This is a genomic window from Pseudomonas extremorientalis (assembly GCF_001870465.1).
Classification (GTDB): Bacteria; Pseudomonadota; Gammaproteobacteria; order Pseudomonadales; family Pseudomonadaceae; genus Aquipseudomonas; species Aquipseudomonas extremorientalis.
The window spans coordinates 149006-174345 of record NZ_MDGK01000003.1 but is presented as its reverse complement, the minus strand read 5'-3'; the positions used below and the strand labels follow the sequence as shown (position 1 = coordinate 174345).

21 protein-coding genes are annotated in these 25340 nt (G+C 61.3%); 8 read left to right on the top strand and 13 right to left on the bottom strand.

All coding sequences use genetic code 11. The features are described from left to right. Nucleotides 1-68: 68 nt before the first annotated feature. Nucleotides 69-977, top strand: coding sequence for a sugar kinase (locus BFN10_RS00715; RefSeq protein ID WP_071488003.1), 909 nt, complete (start codon nucleotides 69-71; stop codon nucleotides 975-977). 109 nt (nucleotides 978-1086) lie between these two features. Here the strand turns inward: BFN10_RS00715 and BFN10_RS00710 are convergent, their stop codons facing one another. The 12 genes from BFN10_RS00710 to BFN10_RS00655 form a co-directional block, all read right to left on the bottom strand. After that, nucleotides 1087-1362, bottom strand: a complete 276-nt coding sequence (locus BFN10_RS00710; RefSeq protein ID WP_003174397.1) for a peptidylprolyl isomerase — start codon at nucleotides 1360-1362, stop codon at nucleotides 1087-1089. 43 nt (nucleotides 1363-1405) lie between these two features. Further along, nucleotides 1406-3901 carry a PAS domain-containing protein gene (locus BFN10_RS00705; protein WP_071488002.1) on the bottom strand — a complete coding sequence of 832 codons (2496 nt, stop codon included), beginning with the start codon at nucleotides 3899-3901 and terminating at the stop codon, nucleotides 1406-1408. Between the two features lie 135 nt (nucleotides 3902-4036). Next, nucleotides 4037-5995 (bottom strand): acetoacetate--CoA ligase, encoded by a 1959-nt coding sequence (locus BFN10_RS00700; RefSeq protein ID WP_071488001.1) that lies wholly within the window; start codon nucleotides 5993-5995, stop codon nucleotides 4037-4039. 161 nt (nucleotides 5996-6156) lie between these two features. Further along, complete coding sequence (locus BFN10_RS00695; RefSeq protein ID WP_071488000.1) at nucleotides 6157-6930, bottom strand: 3-hydroxybutyrate dehydrogenase; 774 nt, start codon at nucleotides 6928-6930, stop codon at nucleotides 6157-6159. 7 nt (nucleotides 6931-6937) lie between these two features. Continuing rightward, nucleotides 6938-8329 carry a GntP family permease gene (locus BFN10_RS00690; protein WP_071487999.1) on the bottom strand — a complete coding sequence of 464 codons (1392 nt, stop codon included), beginning with the start codon at nucleotides 8327-8329 and terminating at the stop codon, nucleotides 6938-6940. Between the two features lie 295 nt (nucleotides 8330-8624). Further along, entirely contained in the window at nucleotides 8625-10019 is a 1395-nt protein-coding gene (locus BFN10_RS00685) for a sigma-54 interaction domain-containing protein (protein WP_071487998.1), read from the bottom strand. Further along, complete coding sequence (locus BFN10_RS00680) at nucleotides 10016-11590, bottom strand: ABC transporter ATP-binding protein (RefSeq protein WP_071487997.1); 1575 nt, start codon at nucleotides 11588-11590, stop codon at nucleotides 10016-10018. Before BFN10_RS00680 ends, BFN10_RS00685 begins: the two co-directional genes overlap by 4 nt. A 10-nt stretch (nucleotides 11591-11600) precedes the next feature. Next, a complete protein-coding gene (locus tag BFN10_RS00675; RefSeq protein ID WP_071487996.1) occupies nucleotides 11601-12623 on the bottom strand; it encodes an ABC transporter permease in 1023 nt (340 codons plus the stop codon). After that, nucleotides 12623-13684, bottom strand: coding sequence for a microcin C ABC transporter permease YejB (locus BFN10_RS00670; RefSeq protein WP_071487995.1), 1062 nt, complete (start codon nucleotides 13682-13684; stop codon nucleotides 12623-12625). The genes BFN10_RS00675 and BFN10_RS00670 overlap by 1 nt, the downstream gene beginning before the upstream one ends. Beyond that, the gene (locus BFN10_RS00665) at nucleotides 13684-15543 is read right to left on the bottom strand and encodes an extracellular solute-binding protein (RefSeq protein WP_071487994.1); all 1860 of its coding nucleotides are present in this window, start codon (nucleotides 15541-15543) and stop codon (nucleotides 13684-13686) included. The genes BFN10_RS00670 and BFN10_RS00665 overlap by 1 nt, the downstream gene beginning before the upstream one ends. 130 nt (nucleotides 15544-15673) lie before the next feature. Beyond that, nucleotides 15674-15955 (bottom strand): peptidylprolyl isomerase, encoded by a 282-nt coding sequence (locus BFN10_RS00660; RefSeq protein ID WP_003174386.1) that lies wholly within the window; start codon nucleotides 15953-15955, stop codon nucleotides 15674-15676. 157 nt (nucleotides 15956-16112) lie between these two features. After that, the gene (locus tag BFN10_RS00655) at nucleotides 16113-16607 is read right to left on the bottom strand and encodes a DUF1543 domain-containing protein (RefSeq protein WP_071487993.1); all 495 of its coding nucleotides are present in this window, start codon (nucleotides 16605-16607) and stop codon (nucleotides 16113-16115) included. A 106-nt stretch (nucleotides 16608-16713) separates the two neighbouring features. On the opposite strand from BFN10_RS00655, the gene BFN10_RS00650 reads away from it, so the two are divergent. Next, nucleotides 16714-17535 (top strand): aldo/keto reductase, encoded by an 822-nt coding sequence (locus tag BFN10_RS00650; RefSeq protein ID WP_071487992.1) that lies wholly within the window; start codon nucleotides 16714-16716, stop codon nucleotides 17533-17535. 52 nt (nucleotides 17536-17587) lie between these two features. Here BFN10_RS00650 and BFN10_RS00645 read toward each other — a convergent pair whose 3' ends face one another. Next, nucleotides 17588-18103 (bottom strand): Hcp family type VI secretion system effector, encoded by a 516-nt coding sequence (locus tag BFN10_RS00645; protein WP_025858362.1) that lies wholly within the window; start codon nucleotides 18101-18103, stop codon nucleotides 17588-17590. A 477-nt stretch (nucleotides 18104-18580) separates the two neighbouring features. On the opposite strand from BFN10_RS00645, the gene tssA reads away from it, so the two are divergent. From tssA to tssG, 6 genes are read left to right on the top strand one after another with little or no spacing between them, the layout of a single operon-like run. Continuing rightward, nucleotides 18581-20134, top strand: a complete 1554-nt coding sequence (gene tssA, locus BFN10_RS00640; RefSeq protein ID WP_083351460.1) for a type VI secretion system protein TssA — start codon at nucleotides 18581-18583, stop codon at nucleotides 20132-20134. Nucleotides 20135-20166: 32 nt separating this feature from the next. Continuing rightward, on the top strand, nucleotides 20167-20664 hold the full coding sequence (gene tssB / locus BFN10_RS00635; protein ID WP_071487990.1) for a type VI secretion system contractile sheath small subunit: 498 nt from the start codon (nucleotides 20167-20169) through the stop codon (nucleotides 20662-20664). Between the two features lie 28 nt (nucleotides 20665-20692). Next, nucleotides 20693-22168: a type VI secretion system contractile sheath large subunit gene (gene tssC / locus BFN10_RS00630; protein WP_071487989.1), complete on the top strand. Its 1476-nt coding sequence runs from the start codon at nucleotides 20693-20695 to the stop codon at nucleotides 22166-22168. After that, nucleotides 22165-22584, top strand: a complete 420-nt coding sequence (gene tssE, locus BFN10_RS00625; protein WP_071487988.1) for a type VI secretion system baseplate subunit TssE — start codon at nucleotides 22165-22167, stop codon at nucleotides 22582-22584. The genes tssC and tssE overlap by 4 nt, the downstream gene beginning before the upstream one ends. Then, entirely contained in the window at nucleotides 22574-24361 is a 1788-nt protein-coding gene (gene tssF, locus BFN10_RS00620) for a type VI secretion system baseplate subunit TssF (RefSeq protein WP_071487987.1), read from the top strand. Before tssE ends, tssF begins: the two co-directional genes overlap by 11 nt. Beyond that, the gene (gene tssG, locus BFN10_RS00615; protein WP_071487986.1) at nucleotides 24325-25332 is read left to right on the top strand and encodes a type VI secretion system baseplate subunit TssG; all 1008 of its coding nucleotides are present in this window, start codon (nucleotides 24325-24327) and stop codon (nucleotides 25330-25332) included. The genes tssF and tssG overlap by 37 nt, the downstream gene beginning before the upstream one ends. Nucleotides 25333-25340 lie beyond the last annotated feature (8 nt).

Genomic DNA, 25340 nt, shown 5'->3' with positions numbered 1-25340 from the left:
GAACCTATTCAAATGTGGGAGGGGGCTTGCCCCCGATGAGGCCATCAGTCACTCCCGAGACTATCGCTATGAGCACCCAACCCCGCATCGCCCTGATCGGCGAATGCATGATCGAACTGCAACACCGTGCCGACGGGAGCCTGCACCAGAGCTTCGGCGGCGATACCCTGAACACGGCGGTGTACCTGCGCCGCGAGCTGGGCGATACCGGCAGTGTCGACTACGTCACCGCCCTGGGCGATGACAGTTTCAGCGATGCCATGTGCCGGCAATGGACGGAGGAAGGCCTCGGCCTGGGGAGGGTCCAGCGCCTGGCTGGACGTTTGCCAGGCTTGTATTGCATCCAGACCGACGCCAACGGCGAGCGCAAATTCCTGTATTGGCGCAACGAAGCCGCCGTGCGCGACTGTTTCACCACGCCGGCGGCGGAGCCGATCCTGGCCGCGTTGCCGGACTATGACGTGGTGTATTTCAGCGGTATCACCCTGGCAGTGCTGGGTGAAGTCGGTCGCGAGCGCTTGCTGCAAACCCTGATCGAAACCCGCCGACGCGCAGGCAAGGTGGTGTTCGACAACAACTACCGGCCGCGATTGTGGGCGAGTGTCGAGGCGGCGCGTGCTGCGTATGGGCGTGTCCTGGCCGAAGTGGATATTGCCTTGCTCACCGAGGACGACGAGCGTGCGCTGTTTGGCTATGCCGACAGCGAGCAGGTGTTCGCGGCGTATCCGGAGATTGAAGAGGTGGTGCTCAAGCGTGGCGCGGATGCGTGCCTGATACGCTGCAACGGCGAGCGCTTTTGCGTGCCGGCGATCAAGGTGGAAAAGGTGGTGGACACGACAGCGGCGGGGGATTCGTTCAGTGCGGCGTACCTGGCCGGGCGGCTCAAGGGAAGCTCGCCGAAGCAGGCTGCATTGGCCGGGCATCGGTTGGCCAGTCGGGTTATCCAGGTGCCGGGGGCGCTGATTCCCCGGGGGTGAATGGCCGCCTGCGGCGGATCGGGGGCAAGCCCCCTCCCACAGTTTGATTTGTGAACCTATTCAAATGTGGGAGGGGGCTTGCCCCCGATAGCGGTCTGCAGCCAACCCATCAATCCCGGTAAAACACCTGCACCAGGTGATACCCGAACTTGCTCTTGATCGGCCCGTGAACCACCTTCACCGGTTTCTTGAAGATCACCGCATCAATCGCCCCCACCATTTGCCCGGGCCGCACTTCGCCCAGGTCGCCGCCACGTTTGCCCGAGGGGCAAGTGGAGTACTTCTTGGCCAGTACATCAAACGCCTCGCCCTTGGCGATGCGCTGTTTGAGCTGTTCGGCTTCTTCGCTGGTTTTCACCAGGATATGACGGGCTTGGGCTTTCATTGATCTCTACCAGGTGTGCGACGGCGCGCGATTATGCCTGAACTCATTCGTCGGCGTTGATCATGCTGCGGATTTTTGTCGCCAGCAGGTCGATGGAAAACGGCTTGGCCACCATGTCCATGCCGTCTTCGAGGAAGCCCTGGCGCTCGGCGGCTTTTTCCGCGTAACCGGTCATGAACAGTACCTTCAGCCCCGGCCGGTGCTGGCGGGCGATTTCCGCAAGCTGCCGGCCATTCATGCCCGGCAGGCCAACGTCAGTCACCAGCAGATCCACACGCAGGTCCGACTCCAGCAGTGGCAGTGCAGCCCGGGCGTCGCCTGCCTGGTGCGCCGTGTAGCCCAGTTCGTCGAGCACATTGACCACCAGCATGCGCACTGCCGGGTCATCTTCGACCACGACCACGGCTTCACCGGCCAGGGCTACCGGGGCTTCACCGAGGCTGGCAGGCAGGTCGCTTTCCAGGGAGGTGCCATGCAGGCGCGGCAGATACAGGCGCACGCAGGTGCCCTGGCCCGGCGCGCTCTGGATCGTCACATGCCCGCCGGACTGCTGGGCAAAGCCGTAGATCATCGACAGCCCCAGGCCCGTGCCCTGGCCGATGGGTTTGGTGGTGAAGAACGGGTCGAACGCCTTGGCCAGAATCTTCGGCGCCATGCCGGTGCCGTTGTCGCACACGCCAAGCATCACGTAGTCGCCGGCCTTGACCGGTTCCAGGGTGGTGATGTCGGTGCCGTCCAGGTAACTGTTGGCGGTTTCGATCAGCAGTTCACCGCCGTCGGGCATCGCGTCGCGGGCGTTGATCACCAGGTTGAGCAGGGCGTTTTCCAGTTGGCTGGCGTCGGTGTTCACCGGCCAGATGTCATGGCCGAGCTGCACCTTGAGGCTGATGTGCGCGCCCTTGGTGCGGCGGAACAACTCTTCCAGGGACGCCACCAACTGGTTCGGGTCCAGCGGGCGACGGTCCAGGGACTGGCGCCGCGAGAACGCCAGCAAGCGGTGGGTGAGGGCGGCCGCACGGTGGGCGGAGGATACGGCGGCATCGGTAAAACGACCGATCTCGTCACTGCGCCCGGCAGCGATGTAGCGCTGCATCAGGTCCAGGCTGCCGATGATGCCGGTGAGCATATTGTTGAAGTCGTGGGCGATACCGCCGGTGAGCTGGCCCACCGCTTCCATCTTCTGGGCGTGGCGCAGCGCATCTTCGGCGCGTTCGCGTTCGAACATTTCGTTTTGCAGGCGCTGGTTGGCCTCGGCCAGCGCCTGGGTGCGCTGGGCCACGCGTTCCTCGAGGTTTTCATTGAGGTGGCGCAGGGCTTCTTCGGTGAGCTTGCGTTCGGTTTCATCGATCACAAAGATGTAGAAACCCTTCACCGAACCGTCATTGCTGAAGCGTGGCAGGTACTTCATCAGGGCGTGGCGCGGTCGACCGTCCTGGTGTGGCGTGATGGTCATGAAGCTGCAGGCCTTGCCCTTGAGTGCGGCCTCGATCTTGTCTACACGCCCGGCATACACCTCGTCGCCGAGCACTTCGCGGATGGTCTTGCCGTACAGCTCCTGGGGCGTCATGCCGTACCAGTCCAGGTAAGCGCTGTTGTTCAGGCGGAACCGCTGCTCGTGGTCGACATAACCGATCAACACCGGCATGGCGTTGATGATCAGCTGCAGCTCGCTCTGGCTTTGGCGCAAGGCCTGCTCGGTGTGTTTGCGCTCGGTCAGGTCCAGCGCAGCACCCAGGAAACGCGCGGGGCGGCCTTGATGATCCTTGTAGCAGCGCCCGCGGGCGAATACCCAGCGCACTTGGCCATCGGCTTGCAGCAGGCGGTATTCCTCGGCGTACTCGGTGCCGAAGGTGATGCAGTGCTTGATGCTGCGCGCCACCATGCCACGGTCTTCCGGGTGCACGCCTTGCAGGTAGTCGCTGATCGGCAAACGGCTTGCATCGTCGGGATCGACACCATGCAGGTAGGCGAAGTGCGTGTCAGCGATAAAACGGTCTTCGCCGATATCCCAGTCCCAGGTGCCGACCGCGTCGGTGGCCGCCAATGCCAGTTGCAGGCGCTGTTCGGTGTTGTGCTGGGCCTTGCGCCGTTCATTGGTTTCGATGGCGGTGACCAGGATGCCGGCAACGCTGCCGCTTTCATCGCGGACCGGGCTGTAGGTGAGGTCCAGCCAGATTTCAGTATCGCGATTGTGGCGTTGCAGTACGAAGCGCTGCTCGCTGAAGGTACGCACCTGGCCGCTGAGCACGGCGTCGTAGATCGGCCCGGTAAAGCCTTCCAGCTCCGGCCAGGTCTGGTGCGCCGGCTGGCCCATGGCCCCAGGGTGTTTATTGCCCGCGAGTTGGGCGAACCCGTCGTTGTAGAGCTGCGTGAGCTGGTTGCCCCACAGCAGGAGCATCGGCATCGGCGAGTGCACCACGATATCGACCGCCGTGCGCAGGCTTTGCGGCCAATCACCGGCCTCACCGAGAGGGCTTTGCGCCCAGTCCAGCCGCGCAATCAATGCGGCGGCTTCGCTGCCGGTGGATGTTCCAATCATGAAAAAGCCCTGAGCGTAACGCTTTGAAAAATGACAACACCCATTATCCCGTCAGTCGGCAATGAGTGACTACCCCCGAAAAATAGCATGCATTGGGGGTTTGTCTTCAAATGACTGCGTCAGCGCTGAAACCTTTCATCCTTGCGCCAGTTCCGGGCGATCGCGGAACTGATCAAGCGCCTGCGGGTTGGCGAGGGCGTCGGTGTTCTTCACCGGCTCGCCGTGCACCACATTACGCACTGCCAATTCGACGATCTTGCCGCTGATGGTGCGGGGGATATCGGTGACAGCGAGGATCTTGGCCGGCACATGGCGCGGTGTGGTGTTGGCACGGATCACCTGGCGGATCTGCTGTTCCAGGGCCTCGTCCAGTTCGATACCGTCATTGAGGCGCACGAACAGCACCACGCGCACGTCGTCCTGCCAGCGTTGGCCGATGGCCAGGCTTTCCAGCACCTGGGGGATTTTTTCCACCTGGCGATAGATCTCTGCGGTGCCGATCCGCACGCCGCCCGGGTTAAGTACCGCGTCGGAACGCCCGTGGATCAGCAGGCTGCCGTTGGGGCGCTGTTCGGCGTAGTCCCCTTGGGCCCAGACGCCGGGAAACTGGCTGAAATACGAAGCGAGCAGTTTCTTGCGCTCCGGATCCTTCCATAGCCCGATGGGCATGGCCGGGAAATGCCGGGTGCACACCAGCTCGCCTTTTTCACCGACCAGCGGCCGGCCCTGGTCGTCCCACACTTCGATGGCCATCGCCAGGCTCTTGCACTGCATTTCACCGCGCCGCACCGGCAGCACCGGGTTGCCGATCACAAAGCAGGAGACGATATCGGTGCCGCCGGACATGGACGACAGGCACAGCTCGGCCTTGATTTCGCGGTACACGTAGTCATAGCTCTGCGGCGACAGCGGCGAGCCGGTCGAGATCAGCCCTTTGAGGCTGCCCAGGTCATGGCTGAGGCGCGGTTGCAGGCCGGCTTTTTCCAGGGTGGCGAGAAACTTGGGGCTGGTGCCGAACACGCTGATGTGTTCCGCATCGATCAGGTCGATCAAACGCTCGGGGCCGGGGTGAAACGGTGAGCCGTCATACAGCACCGCCGTGGCGCCGATGGCCAGCACCGACACCAGCCAGTTCCACATCATCCAGCCGCAGGTGGTGTAGTAGAACAGGCAGTCCTCGCGGGACAGGTCGGCATGCAGGCCGTGTTCCTTGAGGTGGGTGAGCAATACGCCGCCGGTGCCATGGATGATGCACTTGGGCACGCCGGTGGTGCCGCTGGAGTAGAGGATGTACAGCGGATGGTCGAACGGCACCGCGACGAAGTCAGGCTCGCCGCCGGGTTGGTAGAAGTCCGGCCACAGCCAGACGCTGGCGTGGGTCTGATAGTCCTCGATCCTGGCCTGGGGGCGCGCATACGGCACGATGATCAACTGCTCCAGGGACGGCAGGCGCGCGAGGATTTCATTGAGCTTGGCGGTCTGGTCGATATCCTTGCCGGCATAGCGGTAGCCGGCGCAGGTGATCAGTACCTTGGGCTCGATCTGGCCAAAACGGTCGATCACGCCCTGGGTGCCGAAGTCCGGCGACGAGCAGGACCAGATCGCCCCCAGGCTGGTGGTGGCGAGCATGCCCACCAGGGTTTGCCAGGTGTTGGGCATACACGCCGCGACGCGGTCACCCTGGGTCACGCCGGCAGCGCGCAGGCTGCGTTGCAGGCCGGCGACGTGGGCGGCCAGTTCGGCGTAGGTCAGTTGTTCGCGTTGGCCGTCTTCTGCGACAGCCACGACGGCGGTGTGAGCGTCACGTCGGCGCAGCAGGTGTTCGGCAAAATTCAGCGTCGCACCGGGAAACCAACGGGCGCTGGGCATTTCGGCGTCTTCGATCAGCACCGCGGTGGGCGGGCTGCGAAATTGCACGTCGAAATAGTCCACGATCGCCCGCCAGAAATCCGCGCGCTGGTCGATGCTCCACTGGTGCAGCGCCGGGTAGTCGCCAAGCTGCAGGCTGTAGCGCTGGTTGATGTAGCGCCGGAACTGGTCCATGCGCGTGTTGGCGATGCGTTCCGGGGAGGGTTGCCAGAGGATGTCGGACATAGGCACGTCTCTTTTTATGTATTCATTCATCCAGACAATACAGTTCAAATGTGGGAGGGGGCTTGCCCCCGATGAGGGAGTGCCAGTTGATACATGGGGTGACTGACCCACCGCTATCGGGGGCAAGCCCCCTCCCACATTTTGAACGCCAGTGTCCGCTGTTACTGGGCCAGCCAGCCGCCGTCGATATTCCATGCCGCACCGCGCACCTGGGCACCGGCTTCGCTGCACAAAAACAGCACCAGTTCACCCAACTGCGGCGGTGTCACAAACGCCAGCGACGGTTGCTTCTCCGCCAGCAGGTCGTGCTGCGCCTGCTGCGGGTCGATACCACTGGCGGCGCGATCATCGATCTGCTTCTGCACCAGCGGCGTCAGCACCCAGCCGGGGCAGATGGCGTTGCAGGTGACATTGCTGGTGGCGGTCTCCAGGCCGACCACCTTGGTCAACCCGATCACGCCATGCTTGGCCGCCACATACGCGGCCTTGCCCACCGACCCGACCTGGCCATGCACCGAGGCAATATTGACAATACGCCCCCAGCCCTTGGCCTTCATCCCCGGCAGGCTCAAGCGTGTGCTGTGGAACACCGAGGACAGGTTGATCGCGATGATCGAGTCCCAGCGTTCGGCCGGGAAGTCTTCCACCGCCGCCACATGCTGGATGCCGGCGTTGTTGACCAGGATGTCGACGCCGCCGAATTCACGCTCGGCGTAGGCGATCATGTCGGCGATCTGCGCCGGGTCGCTGACGTCGGCCGGATGATGGCCGACCTTGCCGCCGAACGCCCGCACCTGGGCGATCACCGCGCTGGCGTCACCGAAGCCATTGAGGATCAGGTTGGCGCCGGCCTTGGCCAGGCTCAAGGCGATGCCCAGGCCGATACCGCTGGTGGAGCCGGTGACCAGGGCGGTCTTGCCGTTCAATGTCGTCATGGAAACCTCACACAATGCCGGTGGCGTAGAAAGTACCGATCACCACGAACACCGCGAGGGTCTTGATGAGCGTGATGCCGAAAATGTCCTTGTAGGCTTCGCGGTGGGTCAGGCCGGTGACCGCCAGCAGCGTGATCACCGCGCCGTTGTGGGGCAGGGTGTCCATGCCGCCGCTGGCCATGGCCGCGACGCGGTGCAGCACTTCAAGGGGGATATTGGCCGCATGGGCCGCTGAAATAAAGCTCTCGGACATCGCCGCCAGGGCGATGCTCATGCCGCCCGACGCGGAACCGGTGATACCGGCCAGCAGGGTCACGGTGATCGCTTCATTGACCAGCGGGTTGGGAATGCCCTTGAGCCAGTCGGCCAGCACCAGGAAGCCCGGCAGCGAGGCGATCACCGCGCCAAAGCCATATTCAGAGGCGGTGTTCATCGCCGCCAGCAGCGCACCGCTGACCGCGCTTTTGCTACCTTCGGCCAGCTTGCTCTTGATCGCCGAGAAGCCGAACACCAGCACCAAGATGATCCCCACCAGCAACGCCGCCTGTACCGCCCAGATCGCGGTGAGCTTGGCGATTTCGGTGGTCACCGGCGCACTCATGCCGGGCAGGCTGAGGCTGTGGGTCTTGCCGTACCACTGCGGGATCCAGTGGGTGAACAACAGGTTCATCACGCCGACCAGGATCAGTGGCGACAGCGCGATCCAGGGATTGGGCAGGGTCAGGTCCTCGGCGGTTTCCGGCTCGTTGCGCAGCTCCGTGCCATAGCCTTCACCGGCACGCTGCGCCTTGTTGCGCTGGCGTGCCAGGTAGAGCATGCCGGCGCAGAACACGAAGATCGTGCCGATCAAACCCAGCCACGGCGCGGCCCAGGCGGTGGTGTTGAAGAAGGTGCTGGGGATGATGTTCTGGATCTGCGGGGTGCCGGGCAAGGCGTCCATGGTGAACGAAAACGCACCGAGGGCGATGGTGGCCGGGATCAGGCGCTTGGGAATATTGCTTTGGCGGAACATCTCCGCTGCAAACGGATACACCGCAAACACCACCACGAACAGCGATACGCCGCCGTAGGTGAGCAGGGCGCAGACCAGCACGATCACCAGCATCGCCTGGCGCGTGCCGAGCAAACGAATGGCCGCCGCCACAATCGAGCGCGAGAAGCCCGACAGCTCGATCAGCTTGCCGAACACTGCACCGAGCAGGAACACCGGGAAATACAGCTTGATAAAGCCGACCATCTTCTCCATGAACACCCCGGTAAAGGCAGGTGCGACGGCGGACGGGTCGGTGAGCAGGACAGCGCCGAGGGCGGCGATGGGGGCAAACAGGATAACGCTATAGCCACGGTAGGCCGCCAGCATCAGCAGCGCCAGGGCTGCCAGGGCAATGATCACACTCATGGTGTGTCTCCATCGGATTGTTATTGTTGTGGGGTGTTGCTTTAGGAGAGGGCTATAGCGAGATATGTGCCATGTTCTTAACTTGTTGAAATTAAACAGTAATTTTCTGTATTTGGCGTGCTTCTTTGAATGTGGTCTCTAACTTGAGACAAGTGACAAACAAGTGTGGGAGGGGGCTTGCCCCCGATGGCAGTGTGTCAGCCAACCAATAGCCAGCTGAAGCACCACCATCGGGGGCAAGCCCCCTCCCACATTAGCTAGTCTCTGTATTGAAATTCGTGTCTCTGTTTGGAGATCAGTTGATACCCAACGCCACCATCTTCTTGTACAGCGTCGACCGCCCAAGCCCCAACCGCTTGGCCGCTTCCACCACATTTCCCTCGCACGCGCTCAATGCCGCCGCGATGATCTGCCGATCAAACCGCTCCCGCGCCGCACTGAAGCTTTCGCCCTCGACTGTCGCGACGGCACTCCCACGCTCCACGGGGGTAAAGGTGCCAATCGCCGCCCGAATCTCCCCGGCATTCAACACCAGGTCATCACTGAGCAACGCCGCCCGTTCCAGCACATTGCGCAACTCACGGATGTTCCCCGGCCACGCATGCTGCGCCAGCAGTGCCAGGGCCTCGCGGTCCAGTTCATGCTGGCTGCGCAGTTCCTCCAGGATCGCCTCGCTCAACGCCGGAATATCCTCCAGCCGCTCACGCAACGGCGGCACCTGGATTGGCAGCACATTCAGCCGGTAATACAAGTCCGCGCGGAACTCGCCGCGCTTGATCGCCGCCTCCAGGTCCATGGAGGTGGCGGCGATCACCCGCACATCGCTGTGCAGCATCTCATTGGAACCCACCGGCTCGAATTCCTTTTCCTGCAACACGCGCAGCAGTTTGCTTTGCAAGGGCAGGGGCATGTCACCGATTTCGTCGAGGAACAGCGTGCCGCCCTGGGCGATCTGGAACTTGCCGGGGCGGCCCTTGCGGTCGGCGCCGGTAAACGCGCCCGGTGCGGTGCCGAAGAACTCGGCTTCCAGCAGGTCAGCGGGAATCGCCGCGCTGTTGATGCTGACAAAGGCCTTGTGCGCGCGGCTGGACGCGCCATGAATCGCCTGGGCCAGCAGCTCCTTGCCGGTACCGGTTTCGCCCAGCAGCAACACGGGCGATTCGGCGCTGGCACTGCGCCGCGCCCGGCGTTTCACTTCGAGGCTGGCGGCGCTGGTGCCGATAAAATGCGCGAAGTTGTATTTGCTCTGCCGCGAGCGCAGCAAGGAGCGCGTCGACGCCAGTTCTTGCTGCATGCTCAGGTAGCGCTCAATCAGTGGCGACAGGTTGCGCAGTTCATCAAACAAGGCAAAGCCGATCGCACCGATCACCGCACCGGCGTCGTTGTGGATCGGCAAGCGCATCACCACCAACGGGCCCTTGGGCGTGTCCTGGATGTCCAGCAATATGGGCTGGTCATTGCGTACCACCTGGCGCAGCAGGCTGTTGGAGATCACCTGCTCGCACGGCTGGCCGATGGCCTCGTCGGCGCTCTTGAGGCCAAAGCGCTTGGCGTAGCGCTCGTTCATCCACACGATATTGGCGTCGCGGTCGACAATCACCGTGCCTTCGCTGGACTGCTCGATGATCTCGAACAGCGACTGGATAGCCAGGCCGCGAACCTGTTGGTAATCCGTGAGGCTGGTACTCATGACGACAGCCCGCACGCCGCCGCCAGCAGCTCTTGGGTGTAAGGATGCTGCGGTGCATCAAACACCTGGTGGCTCGCGCCGGCCTCCACCACCTTGCCATCCTTGATCACGATCATGTCATGGGCCATGGCACGCACCACGGCCAGGTCGTGGCTGATAAACAGGTAGGTCAGGCCGTATTTCTCCTGCAACTCACGCAGCAGCGCCACCACTTGTTTCTGCACGGTGCGGTCGAGGGCCGAGGTCGGTTCGTCGAGCAACATCAGCGCCGGCTTGAGCACCAGGGCGCGGGCGATGGCGATGCGTTGGCGCTGACCACCGGAGAACTCATGGGGGTAGCGATGGCGGCTGGCGGGATCGAGGCCCACGTCCTTGAGCACCTGCACCACCTGTGCATCGCGGTCGGCCAGGCTGCACGGTGCGTGCACCTCCAGGCCTTCGCTGATGATCTGCTCCACGGTCATGCGCGGGCTGAGGCTGCCGTAGGGGTCCTGGAACACCACCTGCATCTGCTTGCGCCATGGGCGCATCTGCTTATGGTTCAGCGGGTCGAGGGCTTCACCCTGGAAGCGGATGCTGCCCGTGGAATCAAGAAGCCGCAAAATCGCCTGGCCCAGGGTGGACTTGCCCGAGCCGGACTCGCCGACAATCCCCAGGGTCTTGCCGCGCTGCACGCTCAGGCTGATGCCATCCACCGCCCGCAAGTAAGTCTTGCGCCGGAACAAACCACCGCCGAGGGGGAATTGCACGGTCAGGTCATCCACCTGCAATACCGTCTCGCGTGCATCGCTGCACAGCGCATCGCCGGCCGGCTCTGCATCCAGCAGCAGGCGGCTGTAGGGGTGCTGCGGCGCGTTGAACAGTGTCTGGCAGTCGGCTTGCTCGACGATTTCACCGGCACGCATCACACACACGCGCTGGGCAATGCTGCGCACCAGGTTGAGGTCGTGGCTGATCAGCAGCAGGGACATGCCCAGGCGTTGTTGCAGGGACTTGAGCAGCAGCAGGATCTTGCGCTGTACCGTCACGTCCAGGGCGGTGGTGGGTTCGTCGGCGATCAGCAGTTCCGGTTCGCAGGCCAGGGCCATGGCGATCATCACCCGTTGGCGCTGACCACCGGAGAGCTGGTGCGGATAAGCCTTGAGGCGTTCCTGGGGCTTCTGGATGCCCACCAGTTCGAGCAGTTCCAGGATGCGCGCCTGCGCCGCCTTGCCGCCCAGGCCCTTGTGCAGCAGCAGGGTTTCGCCGATCTGCTTTTCGATGCTGTGCAACGGGTTGAGCGAGGTCATCGGCTCCTGGAAGATCATGGCAATGCGGTTGCCACGCAGCTTCTGCAAGGTGGCGGCTGAAGCGCCGACCAGTTCCTGGCCACGGTACTTGATGGAACCGGTGGTTTGAGTACCGGCCTCGGGCAGCAGTTGCAGGATCGAGTGGGCCGTCACCGACTTGCCCGAGCCCGACTCGCCCACCAGTGCCAAACACTCGCCGGGGCGTACGTCCACGCACAGGTTGCGCACCACGGTCTGGCCACTGAACGCGACGCTGAGGTCGCGGATTTCGATCAGGTTCATAGGCAGTCACTCATGAGCGTGGGTCGAAGGCATCACGCAATGCCTCGCCGATAAAGACCAGCAGCGACAGGATCAGCGCCAGGGTGAAAAACGCTGTCAGGCCCAGCCACGGCGCTTGCAGGTTCTGCTTGCCCTGGGCGATCAGCTCACCCAGGGACGCGCTGCCTGCCGGCATGCCGAAACCGAGAAAGTCCAGCGCGCTCAGCGTCGAAATCGCACCGGTCAGGATGAACGGCAGGTAACTCAAGGTCGCCGTCATGGCGTTGGGCAGGATATGCCGCCGGATGATTTTGCCATCGCCCAGGCCCAGCGCCCGTGCGGCCTTGACGTATTCCAGGTTGCGCCCGCGCAGGAACTCGGCGCGCACCACATCCACCAGGGCCAGCCAGGAAAACAGCGCCATGATCCCCAGCAGCCACCAGAAATTCGGCTCCACAAAACCCGACAGGATGATCAGCAGGTACAGCACCGGCAATCCGGACCACACCTCCAGCACGCGCTGGCCGATCAGGTCCACCCAACCGCCGTAATAGCCCTGCAATGCGCCGGCGGCAATGCCGATGGCTGCGCTGATCGCGGTGAGCGCCAGCGCAAACAGGATCGATACCCGGGCGCCAAAGATCACCCGCGCCAGTACATCCCGCGACTGGTCATCGGTGCCCAGCCAGTTCACCGTCGAAGGCGGGCTGGGGGCAGGCCGGGTCAGCTCGTAGTTGGGCGTGTCGTCGCTGAACGGAATCGGCGGGAACAGCATCCAGCCGCCGTCCTGCTCGATCAGCTTTTGCACGTAGTCACTGCGATAGTCAGCCTGGAACGGCAACTGGCCGCCGAACTGTTGCTCGGTGTAGCGCTTGAACACCGGAAAATACAGCTCGTTCTTGAAACTCAGCACCAAGGGTTTGTCATTGGCGATCAACTCGCCGCCCAGGGTCAGGATAAACAGGCCGATAAACAGCCACAGCGACCACCAGCCGCGGCGGTTTTTCTTGAAGCGCTCGAAACGCCGACGGGCCACGGGAGACAGGTTAAGCATCAAGCGTTCCTCGCGGCGAAGTCGATACGCGGGTCCACCAGGGTGTAGCAGAGGTCACCGATGAGTTTTATCAAGAGGCCGAACAAGGTGAAGATGAACAGCGAACCGAATACCACAGGGTAGTCCCGGGACACAGCCGCCTCGTAGCTCATGCGGCCCAGGCCGTCGAGGGAGAAAATCACCTCGATCAGCAGCGAACCGGCAAAGAACACGGCAATAAAGGCCTGGGGAATTCCGGAGATCACCAGCAACATCGCATTGCGGAACACATGCCCGTAGAGCACGCGTCGTTCGCTCAAGCCCTTGGCGCGGGCGGTCACCACGTACTGGCGCGTGATTTCATTGAGGAACGAGTTCTTGGTGAGGATGGTCAGCGTGGCAAACCCGCCGATCACCAGCGAGGTGACCGGCAATACCAGATGCCAGAAGTAATCGGCGACCTTGCCCACGGTGCTCAGCTCTTCGAAGTTTTCCGACACCAGACCGCGCACCGGAAACCAGCTCAACGATGTACCACCGGCAAACACTACGATCAGGAACATCGCGAACAGGAATGCCGGCATCGCATAGCCGACGACAATCGCGGTGCTGCTCCACACGTCGAAGCTACTGCCGTGGCGCACCGCCTTGCGAATCCCCAGGGGAATCGACACCAGGTAGGTGATCAACGTGGCCCACAGGCCGAGGGAGATGGTCACGGGCATTTTTTCCAGGATCAGCTCGATCACCGTCTTGCCGCGAAAGAAGCTGTTGCCGAAGTCCAACTGGGCATAGCTCTTGAGCATCAGCCACAGGCGTTCCGGCGCGGGTTTGTCGAAGCCATACTGTTTCTCGATGTCAGCGATCAGCTTCGGGTCCAGGCCACGGCTGGCGCGGGAGCCGCTGCTGATGCCTTCACCGGAGGAACCGCCGACGCCGCCGCCGCCGATCCCTTGCAGATGGGCGATGGCTTGTTCCACCGGGCCGCCGGGAGCGGCCTGCACGATCACGAAATTCACCAGCAGGATGATCACCAGCGTCGGGATGATCAGCAGCAGGCGCCGCACGATATAGGCAAACATCAGTGCGCACCTCCGCGTTTTTTCAGCTCGGCATTCATTTGCTCATTCGTCAGCGGCGTGGGGCTGATTTCCCACCAGGTTTCCAGGGCTTCGTCGTTCTTTGCCTCGATGGCCGGGCGGCCGAAACGGTTCCACCATGCAGCGGACGTGCCGGGCGGGTAGTAATTGGGGATCCACAGGTAATTCCATTGCAGCACCCGGTCCAGCGCGTGGGCGTAGGTGAGCATCTGCGCCTGGGTGTCGGCCTTGACCAGGCCCTTGATCAGGCTGTCGACGGCGGGGTCCTTGAGTACGGCGTAGTTGTTGGCGCCTGGATCGTAGGCGGCGGCCGAGCCGAAATAGTTGTACAGCTCCATGCCCGGTGACGTGGTGACGGGGAAACCAATGACGATCATGTCGTAATCCCTGGCCATGATCCGATTCACATATTGCGAGGAGTCGATACGGCGGATATTGAGGGTAATACCGATCTGCGCGAGGTTACGTTTGTACGGTAACAACAGACGTTCGAGGCCGTTCTGAGTGTTAAGGAACGTGAATTCCAGCGGTTCGCCTTCGGCGTTTACCAATTTGTCACCCTCTGGCTTCCAGCCTGCTTCTTCCAACAGGCCCAGGGCTTGCAACTGCTTGTCGCGGATCATGCCGCTACCATCGGTGACCGGTGCCTTGAACACTTGGCTGAACACTTCGTCGGGGACCTGGCCACGCAAGGGTTCAAGAATCGCTAGCTCTTCTTTTGTTGGCGGCTGGCTGGCGGCCAGCGGGCTGTTGGAGAAGTAACTCTGCTGGCGGATGTACATATTGCGCATCATCTGCCGGTTGGCCCATTCAAAATCCCACAGCATTGCCAGGGCCTGGCGCACGCGGCGGTCCTTGAATATCGGTTTTTGCACGTTGAACACATAACCCTGGGCTGGTTGCGGCATTTCCTTGGCCAGGTGCGCACGTTGCAGGCGCCCGTCATCCAGGGCCGGGCCGTTGTAGCCGATGGAATACCCGGTGGCGGAAAACTCACGGTTGAAATCGTAGGCGCCGCCGCGCAATACTTGGCGGGCCACTTCGGTGTCGCCGAAATACTCCAGGCTCAGGTGATCGAAGTTGTACAGGCCACGGCTGACAGGCAAGTCCTTGCCCCACCAGTTCGGATCACGGGTAAAGGTGATGGTACTGCCGGAGTCGATCTTGCTGACTTTGTACGGACCGCTGCCCAGGGGGGCTTCATAGCCACCGCCGTTGGCAAAGTCGCGGGTCTTCCACCAGTGCTCGGGGAAGACGGGCAGGGTAGCGATGTCCAGGGGCAGGGTACGGTTTTCATTGCTGGAGAAATCGAAACGTACCTGGCGCTCGCCTTCGACTTCGACGTGCTTGACGTCGGCGAACAGGGTGCGAAAGCGCAGGCTGCCCTGGGTCATCAGCAGGTCGAAGCTGTAGCGCACGTCTTCGGCGGTGATCGGCTTGCCATCGGCAAAGCGCGCCTTGGGGTTGAGGAAAAAGCGTAGCGACAGGCCGTCGTCGGCGCGCTCCATTTTTTCGGCGACAAGGCCGTAGACCGTGTAGGGCTCGTCCAGGGAACGCTGGGCCAGGGGCGCGTAGAGCCAGCCGTCGACCTGGGACACGCCGATGCCTTTGTCGATATATGGCAATACATGGTCGAAGCGTCCGATCTCGATGGCCGAGCGGCGCAGGCTGCCACCCTTGGGGGCGTCAGGGTTGGCGTAGTCGAAATGGGTAAAGCCGGCAGGGTACTTGGCCGGTTCGCCATACACCGTCAGGTACGGTTGAGGCGCCGCGATCACGGCAGTGCTGGTCAGCAGCAGTGCCAGGGACGAGCTCAAGAAGTAAGAAAAAGCCAATCGCATTGTCAGCCTTGAACGCCGTATGAAGAAGGAAAGGGATTTGTACGCTAACGGCATGAGCGTCGCCAGTCATCACATGCACAACGGCCCACCAAAAGGCGGGCCGTTGTTTATTGCATCAGCACAGACGGGATCAGTCCTGGCGGCTGGTGACTTCGAGCAGGTGATAGCCGAACTGGGTCTTTACCGGGCCTTGCACGGTGTTGACCGGGGCGCTGAACACGACGGTGTCGAATTCCTTGACCATCTGGCCTGGACCGAACGAACCCAGGTCACCACCTTGGCGGCTGGATGGGCAGCTGGAGTTGGCTTTGGCGACTTCTGCGAAATCGGCGCCGCCTTCGATTTGGGCCTTGAGTTCGTTGCACTTGTCTTCAGTGGAAACGAGGATGTGACGGGCGGTGGCTTTGGCCATGGGAAGTAACTCCTTGAATAAAAAAGGTGAGCCTACCGGATTCAGGCGGTTATTTCCTGGCAAAGTTCCACTCGATTAACCGAGTGGCTCAGGTACAGGCCATGGCGCCGCCACGGGGAGCCATTCGATGAGTTGCGCATGCACTGTCAGGTAGGGTTCAGGTCAGGACGATGTAGTCGTTCTGCTGGATGACCGGTCGGTGCGGTCCCTGCACCAGGTGGATATAACGACCGTCCACCAGGTCGATGGGCAGGCAGTCGTCGATGTCCAGTACCCCATCGGTGTGGGCCTGGGACCAGTGACGCAGCATCTGTTGCTTGCCCTTGTTCGTGGCCTCCTGCTTATTGCGGGCGGCCACCAGGAGGTAGTGGTGGGCCTCGCCAAAGCTGTTGGCTTCGTAACCGCCCAGGTTGATGAAGTACAGGTGATGTGCGCCGGCGGCAGGGGCCAGGGGGCTGAGTTCGACTTTCCAGCCGTCGACGCCATCCACCGCCATCCACGAGTCGATATGCATGCCCTTGGGGCTGCCGAACCAGTCGGCACGCAGTTGCGGGTAGGCTGCTTCCAGCGTGTCCGCCACGGCAAACACCACATCGTGAACTTCAATTTTCGCCCGCGGGTGCTTACCCCCGAGCATGACGACAAACAGCATTGCAGAGACTTCCTGGCGACTTGGCAGAGGCTAACCATACTTCGATTGAACCCTTTTGTCCGACCAATGCCACACTGTTAATCCGCGAACTCATCAGGAGGTTGTCATGCGTACCATTGATCTGGCGGGCGTTCCCGTCCCTGTCATCGGCCAGGGCACCTGGCGCATGGGCGAAAATCCCGACCAGCACCGCGCGGAAGTGGCGGCGTTGCAACTGGGCATCGACGAGGGCATGACCCTCATCGATACCGCTGAAATGTACGGGGAGGGCGGTGCTGAAACGGTCGTCGGCGAGGCCATTCGTGGCCGCCGCGACCAGGTGTTCCTGGTGAGCAAGGTCTACCCGCACAACGCCAGCCACAAGGGCGTGCCCCGTGCCTGTGAGGCCAGCCTACAGCGCCTGGGCACCGACTACATTGATCTGTATCTGCTGCACTGGCGCGGCCAGTACCCGCTGGAAGAAACGGTCGAAGCCTTCGAACGCCTGCGCGAAGCCGGCAAGATCGGACGCTGGGGCGTTTCCAACTTCGACGTGGCCGACTTGCAGGAACTTGCCTCCCCGGCCTGCGCCACCAACCAGGTGTTGTACAACATTGAAGAACGCGGCATCGAATTCGACCTGCTGCCCTGGTGGCAACAGCACCACTTGCCCTTGATGGCGTACTGCCCGATCGCCCAGGGCGGCGAACTGTTGTCCAGCCCCACCCTCAAGCAGATCGCCCGCCGCCACGAGGTCACACCCGCCCAGGTTTCCCTGGCCTGGGTGTTGCGCCAGGACGGTGTGATCGCCATCCCCAAGGCCGTTATACCCGAGCACGTGCGACTCAACGCAGCCGCAGCCAAGCTGGTGTTGGATGAGCACGACCTGGACGCGATCGATCGGGTATTCGGCGCACCGAAACGCAAGCATCCTTTGGCGATGGTGTAGTTGCCGTACAGGCATGGCGCCTTCCCTGGCGCCGTGCCTGTGTCAAGCCGGTTTAACCTGCAACCGGGCTGCGCCAGTCATCCGACCCCGAAGTACCGGACACTTCGTGGGTCCACACGATCTTGCGATAGGTGAAATACACATCTTCCAGGTGAGTGAAATGGGCGTTGTCGGGGTCCTGGCAGTTGGGCATGCGTGACTGGATATCCACGATGGTCGCCCCCTCCAGTTCGATGGTGAAGTAATGCTCCTGGGTGCCGGCCGACGAAGTGCGCAGCCACTCCAGCCGGCACTTGACCTCTTCGCCGCTGGTCAATGCACTGAAGAGCAAGGGCGAGGACTTATCGAACACTTTGCTGATCATCAGGGGTTTATGGACGCGCTGACCTGTTGGCTGGCCTGACTGTGGGTCGCGGGGAATGATCACCTGATGAGAAAAAGCCTGGACCAGAATCTGGTCTTCATGGCCTTCCTGGTAAATGTTACCTACCGAGTCCTGGGTAAACGTGCCTGCCGTGATCAAACCTTGTTTTACACCGGTAATGGAGAGATACGCGGGTGTTGGCATGACGGGGTTCCTTGTCTGATTGATGAGGTCGTTCCAACCGATAAGTTTTTTCGGCTGGGCAAATGCCTATAACAAGAAACGTGCCTGAAAGTGCAGGCGCCAATGAAATCAGGGTGATGCTGTTGTATAAGGTCGAATATCCAGCGCAATAGGCTGCTACTGGGCTTAATTGCGCGTATTCGATTGCGCATGGGTGCGCATTTAGTTGCTCATATTGAACTGTTGATAAATGCTGAAGTTTGTCGATTAGCTGATTGGCTATGCAGTGTTAGGTGCGCAAAATCCTGCGCGCACCCTGTGGTAACTGGGTTTGTAGGAAAAGGACTAAGTGCAGTTCCATCGCTTGCTGAATGTTTTGGGCATGACTAAGGTTCGAGGGCTTCGCAGGAAATTGCGAACTAAAGATCGCTGGCTGTCACGCAGTACTTGCGTGGTTAGTTGGTTTTTTTGTGGGTTTTTAGTTGTGTGTGGTGGCAAATGGTTTGTTCGGATGATCGGTATGATTATTATCTGGAAGTTGCGCGATCACCCTGTACGCAAACAAGTTTTGCGGGCAGCGATATGCGCTTTTCGAGTGAATATGAAGTGCTGGAGTCCGAGCTGGCCAAGGCACACTCGATTCATGCCGGCAGCCAGCCCGACTGGCACAAGGTGCTGGAAACCAGCGAGAACCTGCTGCGCCATCAGTCCAAGGATCTGCGGGTGGCTGTGTGGCTGACCTGGGCATTGCACCAGCGTGAATCCTACCCGGGGCTGCTGGCGGGGCTCGGGTTGTTGCGCTACCTCTGTGAGCATCAGTGGTCGGTGCTCTACCCGGAAAAACCGCGCACCCGCGGTGCCGCATTCGGATGGCTGGTGTTGCGCCTCGAGCCGCTGTTCACGCAGGGCCTGGCGCTCCAGAACCAGCAGCCTTTGTTCCGCGCCTTGCTGGAGCACCTGGTGCATCTGGATGAGCTTTGGGCCGAGCACCTCGGGGATGATGCGCCGCTGCTGTTGCCTGTTCGCAGGCAATTGGCGCAGCGATTGGAGCGGGCAGCGCAGGACGATACCCCGGTGGCGGGATTGAGCGGAGTTATCGAGCAAGTCAAGCAGGCCGCCAGCCAATTGCGCAAGTCCGAAGCGGCGGTGGAGAGCGAAAAGGACGCACACAAGGTGCTCCGTACCTTGCAGGAGCAGGCCCGCCCACTCTGTGCCTGGTGGCTGCGCCAGAGCGCCACCGACCTGCGTGCGTTGCGTTTGAGTCGGACACTGGCATGGCTGGCACTTGCCAGCTACCCGAATGCCGATAACGAGCAGGTGACCGCGTTGCGCGGGCCCGCTCCCGACAAGCTCAAACGTTATCAGGAGCGCTTTGCACAAGGCCATCACGCAGACCTGGTGCTTGAACTTGAGGCCAGTCTTGCCGGGGCGATGTTCTGGTTCGATGGTCTGCGCATGCTCTGGGAATGCCTGGAGGTCCTGCAGGCCGACCTGGCCATGACCGAGCTGGAAGTGACCTTCGCGCTGTTGCTGCAACGCTTGCCGGACCTGCCGGAGTTTCGCTTTCACGACGGCGCACCCTTTGCCGACGCAGCCACTCGCGACTGGATCTCCCAGCAGGTTGTCCGTCACCTGCACCGGTCCGAATTACCCGCAGCAGTGATCGATGCGAACGCCGAGCCCTGGGCGACCGCGTTGCAGGCGTTGACACCGCGGCTGCGTCAGGACGGACTCAAGTCTGCCATTCGAGAACTCAAGCAAGGCATGCAGGCCGCGCGCAGTGATCGCGCACGTTTTCATTGGCGGCTCGCCCAAGCGCGTCTGTGCATACAGGCGGGCAAGCATGAGCTGGCGAAGATCCAGCTCGAACAGCTTGACCATGAACTGCAACGCATGGGCCTGGAGCGCTGGGAGCCGGAGCTGGCCCTGGAAGTGACGCAGCTCCTGCACCGCTGTTGCGACCTGCTGCCACAAAACCATGCCGTGCGCGAACGCAAGGAAGACACCCATCGCAGGCTGTGCCTCTTCGATCTGGAAGCGGTACTTGAATAGGCTTTCGAGCCACTTGAAAAAGGAGAGACACCATGGCCAAAGAAGGTTCGGTAGCCCCCAAGGAACGTATCAACATCACGTTCAAACCCGCCATCGGCGGGGCGCAGGAAGAAGTCGAGCTGCCATTGAAACTGTTGGTGCTGGGCGATTTCACCCAGCTTGAGGATGTGCGCAAGCTCGAAGATCGCAAGCCCATCGCAATCGACAAGAACACCCTGGATGACGTGTTGGCCAAGCAGGCATTGAGCTTGACGTTGAGCGTGCCCAACCGTTTGCAGGAGGAGGCGGGCGTCGACGAGTTGGCCATTCAGGTACGCATCAACGGCATGAAGGATTTCAACCCTGCGAACCTGGTGGAGCAGGTACCCGAGTTGCACAAGCTGATGGCCCTACGTGAGGCACTCGTGGCGTTGAAGGGGCCATTGGGCAACACCCCGAGCTTTCGCAAGGCTATCGAGCAAGCCCTGGCCGACGACGAGTCCCGGGCACGGGTACTGGCGGAACTAGGGCTGGACAGCCCCGACGCCTGACATTTTCCAGTAAAAGGACACTGACCCCATGACGACACAACCGCATTCGCTGCCGGCACAACCTGCTGATCAGCACAGCATCCTCGATAACATCGTTGCCCAGACATTGCTGAGCGCCGACGACGACGCCTATGACATTGCCAAGCGCGGTGTATCGGCGTTCATCGAAGAGTTGATCAAGCCCCAGAACCGTGGCGAGCCCGTCAAGAAACGCCTCGTCGACCGGATGATCGCCGAGATCGACACCAAGCTCAGCCTGCAGATGGACGAGATACTCCACCATCCCGACTTCCAGGCGCTGGAAGCGTCCTGGAAGGGGTTGCAACTGCTGGTCGATCGCACCAACTTTCGCGAGAACATCAAGATCGAACTGCTGAACGTCTCCCGGCAAGACCTGCTGGAAGATTTCGAAGACTCGCCGGAAGTGACCCAGTCCGGGTTGTACAAGCACATCTACAGTGCGGAATACGGGCAGTTTGGTGGCCAGCCGGTGGGCGCAATTATCGCCAACTACTTCCTGTCCCCCAGCGCCCCTGATGTAAAGCTGATGCAGTACGCCGCCAGTGTGGCCTGCATGGCCCATGCGCCATTTATCGCAGCCGCCGGGCCGGCGTTCTTCGGCTTGGAAAGTTTCACCGGTTTACCCGACCTCAAGGACCTGAAGGATCACTTCGAAGGCCCGCAATTTGCCAAATGGCAGAGCTTTCGCCAAAGCGAAGATGCGCGCTACATCGGCTTGACCGTGCCGCGATTCCTGCTGCGCACGCCCTATGATCCGCTTGAGTGTCCAGTCAAGACCTTTGCCTACCAGGAAAACGTGGTCAACAGTCACGAGCACTACCTGTGGGGCAACACGTCCTACGCCTTCGCCACGCGCCTGACTGACAGTTTCGCGCGGTTCCGCTGGTGCCCGAACATCATTGGCCCGCAAAGCGGTGGAGCGGTGGAAGACTTGCCGTTGCATCACTTCCAGAGCATGGGGGAAATCGAAACCAAGATCCCCACCGAAGTACTGGTGTCCGACCGTCGTGAATACGAACTGGCGCAAGAAGGCTTCATCGCCTTGACGATGCGCAAGGGCAGTGACAACGCGGCGTTTTTTTCCGCCAGCTCGGTGCAAAAGCCGAAACACTTCGGGCTCAGCCCCGAGGGCAAGGAAGCCGAGCTGAATTACCGCCTGGGCACCCAGTTGCCATACATGATGGTGGTCAATCGCCTGGCCCATTACCTCAAGGTCCTTCAGCGTGAGCAATTGGGTTCATGGAAGGAGCGCACCGACCTGGAGCTCGAACTCAATAAATGGATTCGCCAGTACGTGGCCGACCAGGAAAACCCCAGCGCTGAAGTCCGTGGGCGACGTCCCTTGCGGGCGGCACGCATCGTCGTCAGTGATGTCGAGGGTGAGCCCGGCTGGTACCGCGTCAACCTGAGTGTGCGACCGCATTTCAAGTACATGGGCGCTGATTTCACGCTATCCCTCGTCGGCAAGCTCGACAAAGAATGAGCAAGGACCAGGAAGTGCGCGGTTATCGAAGCCTGTTCGAGCGCCTCGAGCGTCCGGCGGCAACCCCCGCCAGTAGCGTGACATCTGTCGCGAACCACCTGGGGAAAATGCTCAGTATCCGTGCCGGCAGCGTTCAGACATTGCCGGACTACGGTATGCCCGACCTCAATGATATGAATCAGAGCCTGCATGAATCACTGAGTCAGTCACGTCTGTTGATCGAGCGCTTTATCCGAGCGTACGAGCCGCGCTTGAAGCAGGTAAAAGTGATGATGTTGCCACGGGATCATGACCCGCTGGCGCTTGCGTTCGCTATCGAAGCCACCCTGGTGGTCAAGGGTGTCGCTCAACCGGTGGTGTTTACCGCGCGGCTCTCTGATTCCGGCCGGGTAGAGGTCATGCCTGATGACCTTTAACCGTTACTACCAGAGCGAACTCAGTGCACTGCGACAGCTCGGTCGACGTTTCTCCGAGCGCAATCCGGCGCTTGCTCCCTTTCTTGCGGAGGCGGGTCAGGACCCGGACGTAGAGCGGTTACTGGAAGGCTTTGCGTTTCTCACCGGGCGCTTGCGCCAGAAACTGGATGACGAGCTTCCAGAGCTGACGCATTCGCTGATGCAGTTGCTCTGGCCCAACTACATGCGTCCATTGCCGGCGTTCAGCATCCTGCAGTTCGATCCGCTGAAACACTCAGGCCCTGGTGTGTGGGTCGCGCGCGATACACCGGTTGAAAGTGTCGCAGTCAATGACGAACGATGCCGCTTTCGTACCTGCTACGCCACTCAGGTTCTGCCGTTGCAGCTGAGTGCGCTGGACTACAGCGCCCAGGCTGAGCGGGGCAGTTTGAGCCTGCGCCTGGAGATGAGTGCAGAAGGCAACTTCAGTGAGTGGAACGTCGATCAGCTACGTCTGCATCTGGCGGGGGATCGCTACATCAGCCAGGCGTTGTACCTGAGTCTGTTGCGTCATCTGGAGGGTATCGAGTTGCTGCCTTTCGGTCGGGATGGCTTTCCGGTCAGTGGGGAGGATGGGCAGGCGATATCGCTGCGTCTGGAGGCCGATCAGGTTCAGCCGGTAGGGTTCAGCGAGGAGCAGGCACTGATTCCGTATCCAGCGAATACTTTTGGCGGCTATCGCCATCTGCAGGAGTACTTTGCTTTTCCCGACAAGTACCTGTTTGTCGACGTGGGAGGGTTGGGAGTACTGCACCGATTACCTGGCGAACTGCTCAAGCAGGTGTGCGGCGTAGTGATGCGCTTCCGATTGGGCAGGCCATGGCGAGAACCCGGGCAGCCCACTCTGGATAACGTGAAGCTGTACTGCACCCCCATCGTCAACCTGTTCAAGCATGACGCGGTACCTATCCGCCTGGACGGAAAACAGGACGAATACCTGCTGATCCCTGGTGAGTACTCACGTGGTAACGCCAGTGTATTTTCCGTAGACAGCGTCACGGGTTGGCACCCCGGAGGGCTGGGGTATCAGGCCTACGTGCCCTTTGAATCCTTCGAGCATGAGGGGGATACCGCGCGTTCCCAGGGACCGGCGAGTTACAGCATTCGCCAGCGGCCATCGGCGCAGCACACCGGGCTGGATACCTGGCTCGGGTTGGGCAGCGGTCTGGAGCTGGATCAGCAGACACTGTCGATCGAGCTGACGTGCACCAATCACAACCTGCCTCGACAGTTGCAGATCGGCGACATCAACCAGCCTTGCGAGCAGACGCCGCAAGGGCTGTCGTTTCGGAATATCTGCGCACCGACAGCCAGTTTTATTCCGCCTCTGGACCGGGACTTTCTCTGGCGGCTGATCAGCAACATGTCGCTCAACTACCTGTCGCTGACCGACATCCATGCCTTGAAAGTGATCCTCGAAACCTACGATTTGCCGCGCTACCACGATCGCCAGGCGCAGAAGGTCAGCGAGCGGCGATTGGGCGCGATGCGCTCGGTCAGCCACACAGCAGTCGACCAATTGTTCCACGGCTTGCCGATTCGAGGGTTACGCATTGACTTGACCATCGATCCCCAGGGCTTCCTGGGGGAGGGCGAGGTGTTTGTGTTCGCCTCGGTGCTCAACGAATTCTTCGCGCTGTACGCCAGCCTCAACGCTTACCACGAACTTAGAGTCATCAGCACACAAGGAGACGTGTACCTATGGTTACCACGGATGGGCCAGCAGCCCCCGCTTTGACACAACTGACCCGGGTCATCCGTGAGTACTCGCTATTTCAGGCGGTCCTGCGGGTCATCAAGCGTCTGCGCGATGCCCATCCGTTGCTGGATGACGACACGCTGTACGACTTGCTTGAGTTCCAGGCCAACCCGGGCCTGGGTTTTCCCGGTCACGATATCGACCGGGTGGCGTTTTTTATCGAGCACGGCCAGTTGCGTGCGCGTTTGCGTCTTAACGTACTGGGCCTGTGTGGCGCGGGTTCGCCATTGCCAGCGTTTTACGCTGAGCAGGCGTGCGCCGATGACTTGGGTGGCAACGCAACCCGGGATTTCCTCGACGTGTTCCATCACCGTCTGCAACGGCTGATGCTGCCGATCTGGCGCAAATATCGCTATCGGGCGTGTTTCCAGGCAGGCGCCCGTGATGCCTTCTCCGAGCAGATGTTTGCGTTGATCGGGTTAAGAGGGCCGCAGGTCCGCAGCGCCACGCAACTGAACGGCAAGCGACTGTTGCCCTACCTGGGGTTGCTCAGCCTGCGGGTGCATTCTGCGGTCTTGATCGAGACGGTGCTGCGTTACTACTTCAAGCACCGCCGTTTGTTCGTCGAGCAATGGGTCCTGCGCAGCGTGGGCATCGCCAAATCACAGCGAAATCGGCTTGGCGCCGCCAACAGCACCCTTGGCCATGACCAGGTGCTGGGCAGCCAGGTGGCTGATCGCAACGGCAAGTTCAGGGTGCATCTGCAGGGGTTGGGGTGGGACCGATTCCATGGTTTTTTGCCGACCGGCGCGGACTACCCGCTGCTGTGTTCGTTGGTGCGCCTGACGGCGCGGGACCCTTTGGACTATGACGTGCGTCTGGTCATGGCCAAGGAAGAGATCCGGCCGCTGCACATCGGCGAACACAACGTCTGCCGCCTCGGCTGGACCAGTTGGCTGGCGCATGAAAGCGCCGACGGTGTGGTCATTGTGCCAGGCAACGCTTATTAGGGATGAAT

Coding starts and splice junctions, on each gene's coding strand:
- tssA (WP_083351460.1), top strand. CDS start 18,581: ATGGTTTGTTCGGATGATCGGTATGATTATTATCTGGAAGTTGCGCGA.
- BFN10_RS00660 (WP_003174386.1), bottom strand. CDS start 15,955: ATGGCCAAAGCCACCGCCCGTCACATCCTCGTTTCCACTGAAGACAAG.
- tssE (WP_071487988.1), top strand. CDS start 22,165: ATGAGCAAGGACCAGGAAGTGCGCGGTTATCGAAGCCTGTTCGAGCGC.
- BFN10_RS00710 (WP_003174397.1), bottom strand. CDS start 1,362: ATGAAAGCCCAAGCCCGTCATATCCTGGTGAAAACCAGCGAAGAAGCC.
- tssG (WP_071487986.1), top strand. CDS start 24,325: ATGGTTACCACGGATGGGCCAGCAGCCCCCGCTTTGACACAACTGACC.
- BFN10_RS00700 (WP_071488001.1), bottom strand. CDS start 5,995: ATGTCCGACATCCTCTGGCAACCCTCCCCGGAACGCATCGCCAACACG.
- BFN10_RS00705 (WP_071488002.1), bottom strand. CDS start 3,901: ATGATTGGAACATCCACCGGCAGCGAAGCCGCCGCATTGATTGCGCGG.
- BFN10_RS00695 (WP_071488000.1), bottom strand. CDS start 6,930: ATGACGACATTGAACGGCAAGACCGCCCTGGTCACCGGCTCCACCAGC.
- tssF (WP_071487987.1), top strand. CDS start 22,574: ATGACCTTTAACCGTTACTACCAGAGCGAACTCAGTGCACTGCGACAG.
- BFN10_RS00650 (WP_071487992.1), top strand. CDS start 16,714: ATGCGTACCATTGATCTGGCGGGCGTTCCCGTCCCTGTCATCGGCCAG.
- BFN10_RS00665 (WP_071487994.1), bottom strand. CDS start 15,543: ATGCGATTGGCTTTTTCTTACTTCTTGAGCTCGTCCCTGGCACTGCTG.
- BFN10_RS00655 (WP_071487993.1), bottom strand. CDS start 16,607: ATGCTGTTTGTCGTCATGCTCGGGGGTAAGCACCCGCGGGCGAAAATT.
- BFN10_RS00680 (WP_071487997.1), bottom strand. CDS start 11,590: ATGAACCTGATCGAAATCCGCGACCTCAGCGTCGCGTTCAGTGGCCAG.
- BFN10_RS00690 (WP_071487999.1), bottom strand. CDS start 8,329: ATGAGTGTGATCATTGCCCTGGCAGCCCTGGCGCTGCTGATGCTGGCG.
- tssC (WP_071487989.1), top strand. CDS start 20,693: ATGACGACACAACCGCATTCGCTGCCGGCACAACCTGCTGATCAGCAC.
- BFN10_RS00670 (WP_071487995.1), bottom strand. CDS start 13,684: ATGTTTGCCTATATCGTGCGGCGCCTGCTGCTGATCATCCCGACGCTG.
- BFN10_RS00675 (WP_071487996.1), bottom strand. CDS start 12,623: ATGCTTAACCTGTCTCCCGTGGCCCGTCGGCGTTTCGAGCGCTTCAAG.
- tssB (WP_071487990.1), top strand. CDS start 20,167: ATGGCCAAAGAAGGTTCGGTAGCCCCCAAGGAACGTATCAACATCACG.
- BFN10_RS00715 (WP_071488003.1), top strand. CDS start 69: ATGAGCACCCAACCCCGCATCGCCCTGATCGGCGAATGCATGATCGAA.
- BFN10_RS00685 (WP_071487998.1), bottom strand. CDS start 10,019: ATGAGTACCAGCCTCACGGATTACCAACAGGTTCGCGGCCTGGCTATC.
- BFN10_RS00645 (WP_025858362.1), bottom strand. CDS start 18,103: ATGCCAACACCCGCGTATCTCTCCATTACCGGTGTAAAACAAGGTTTG.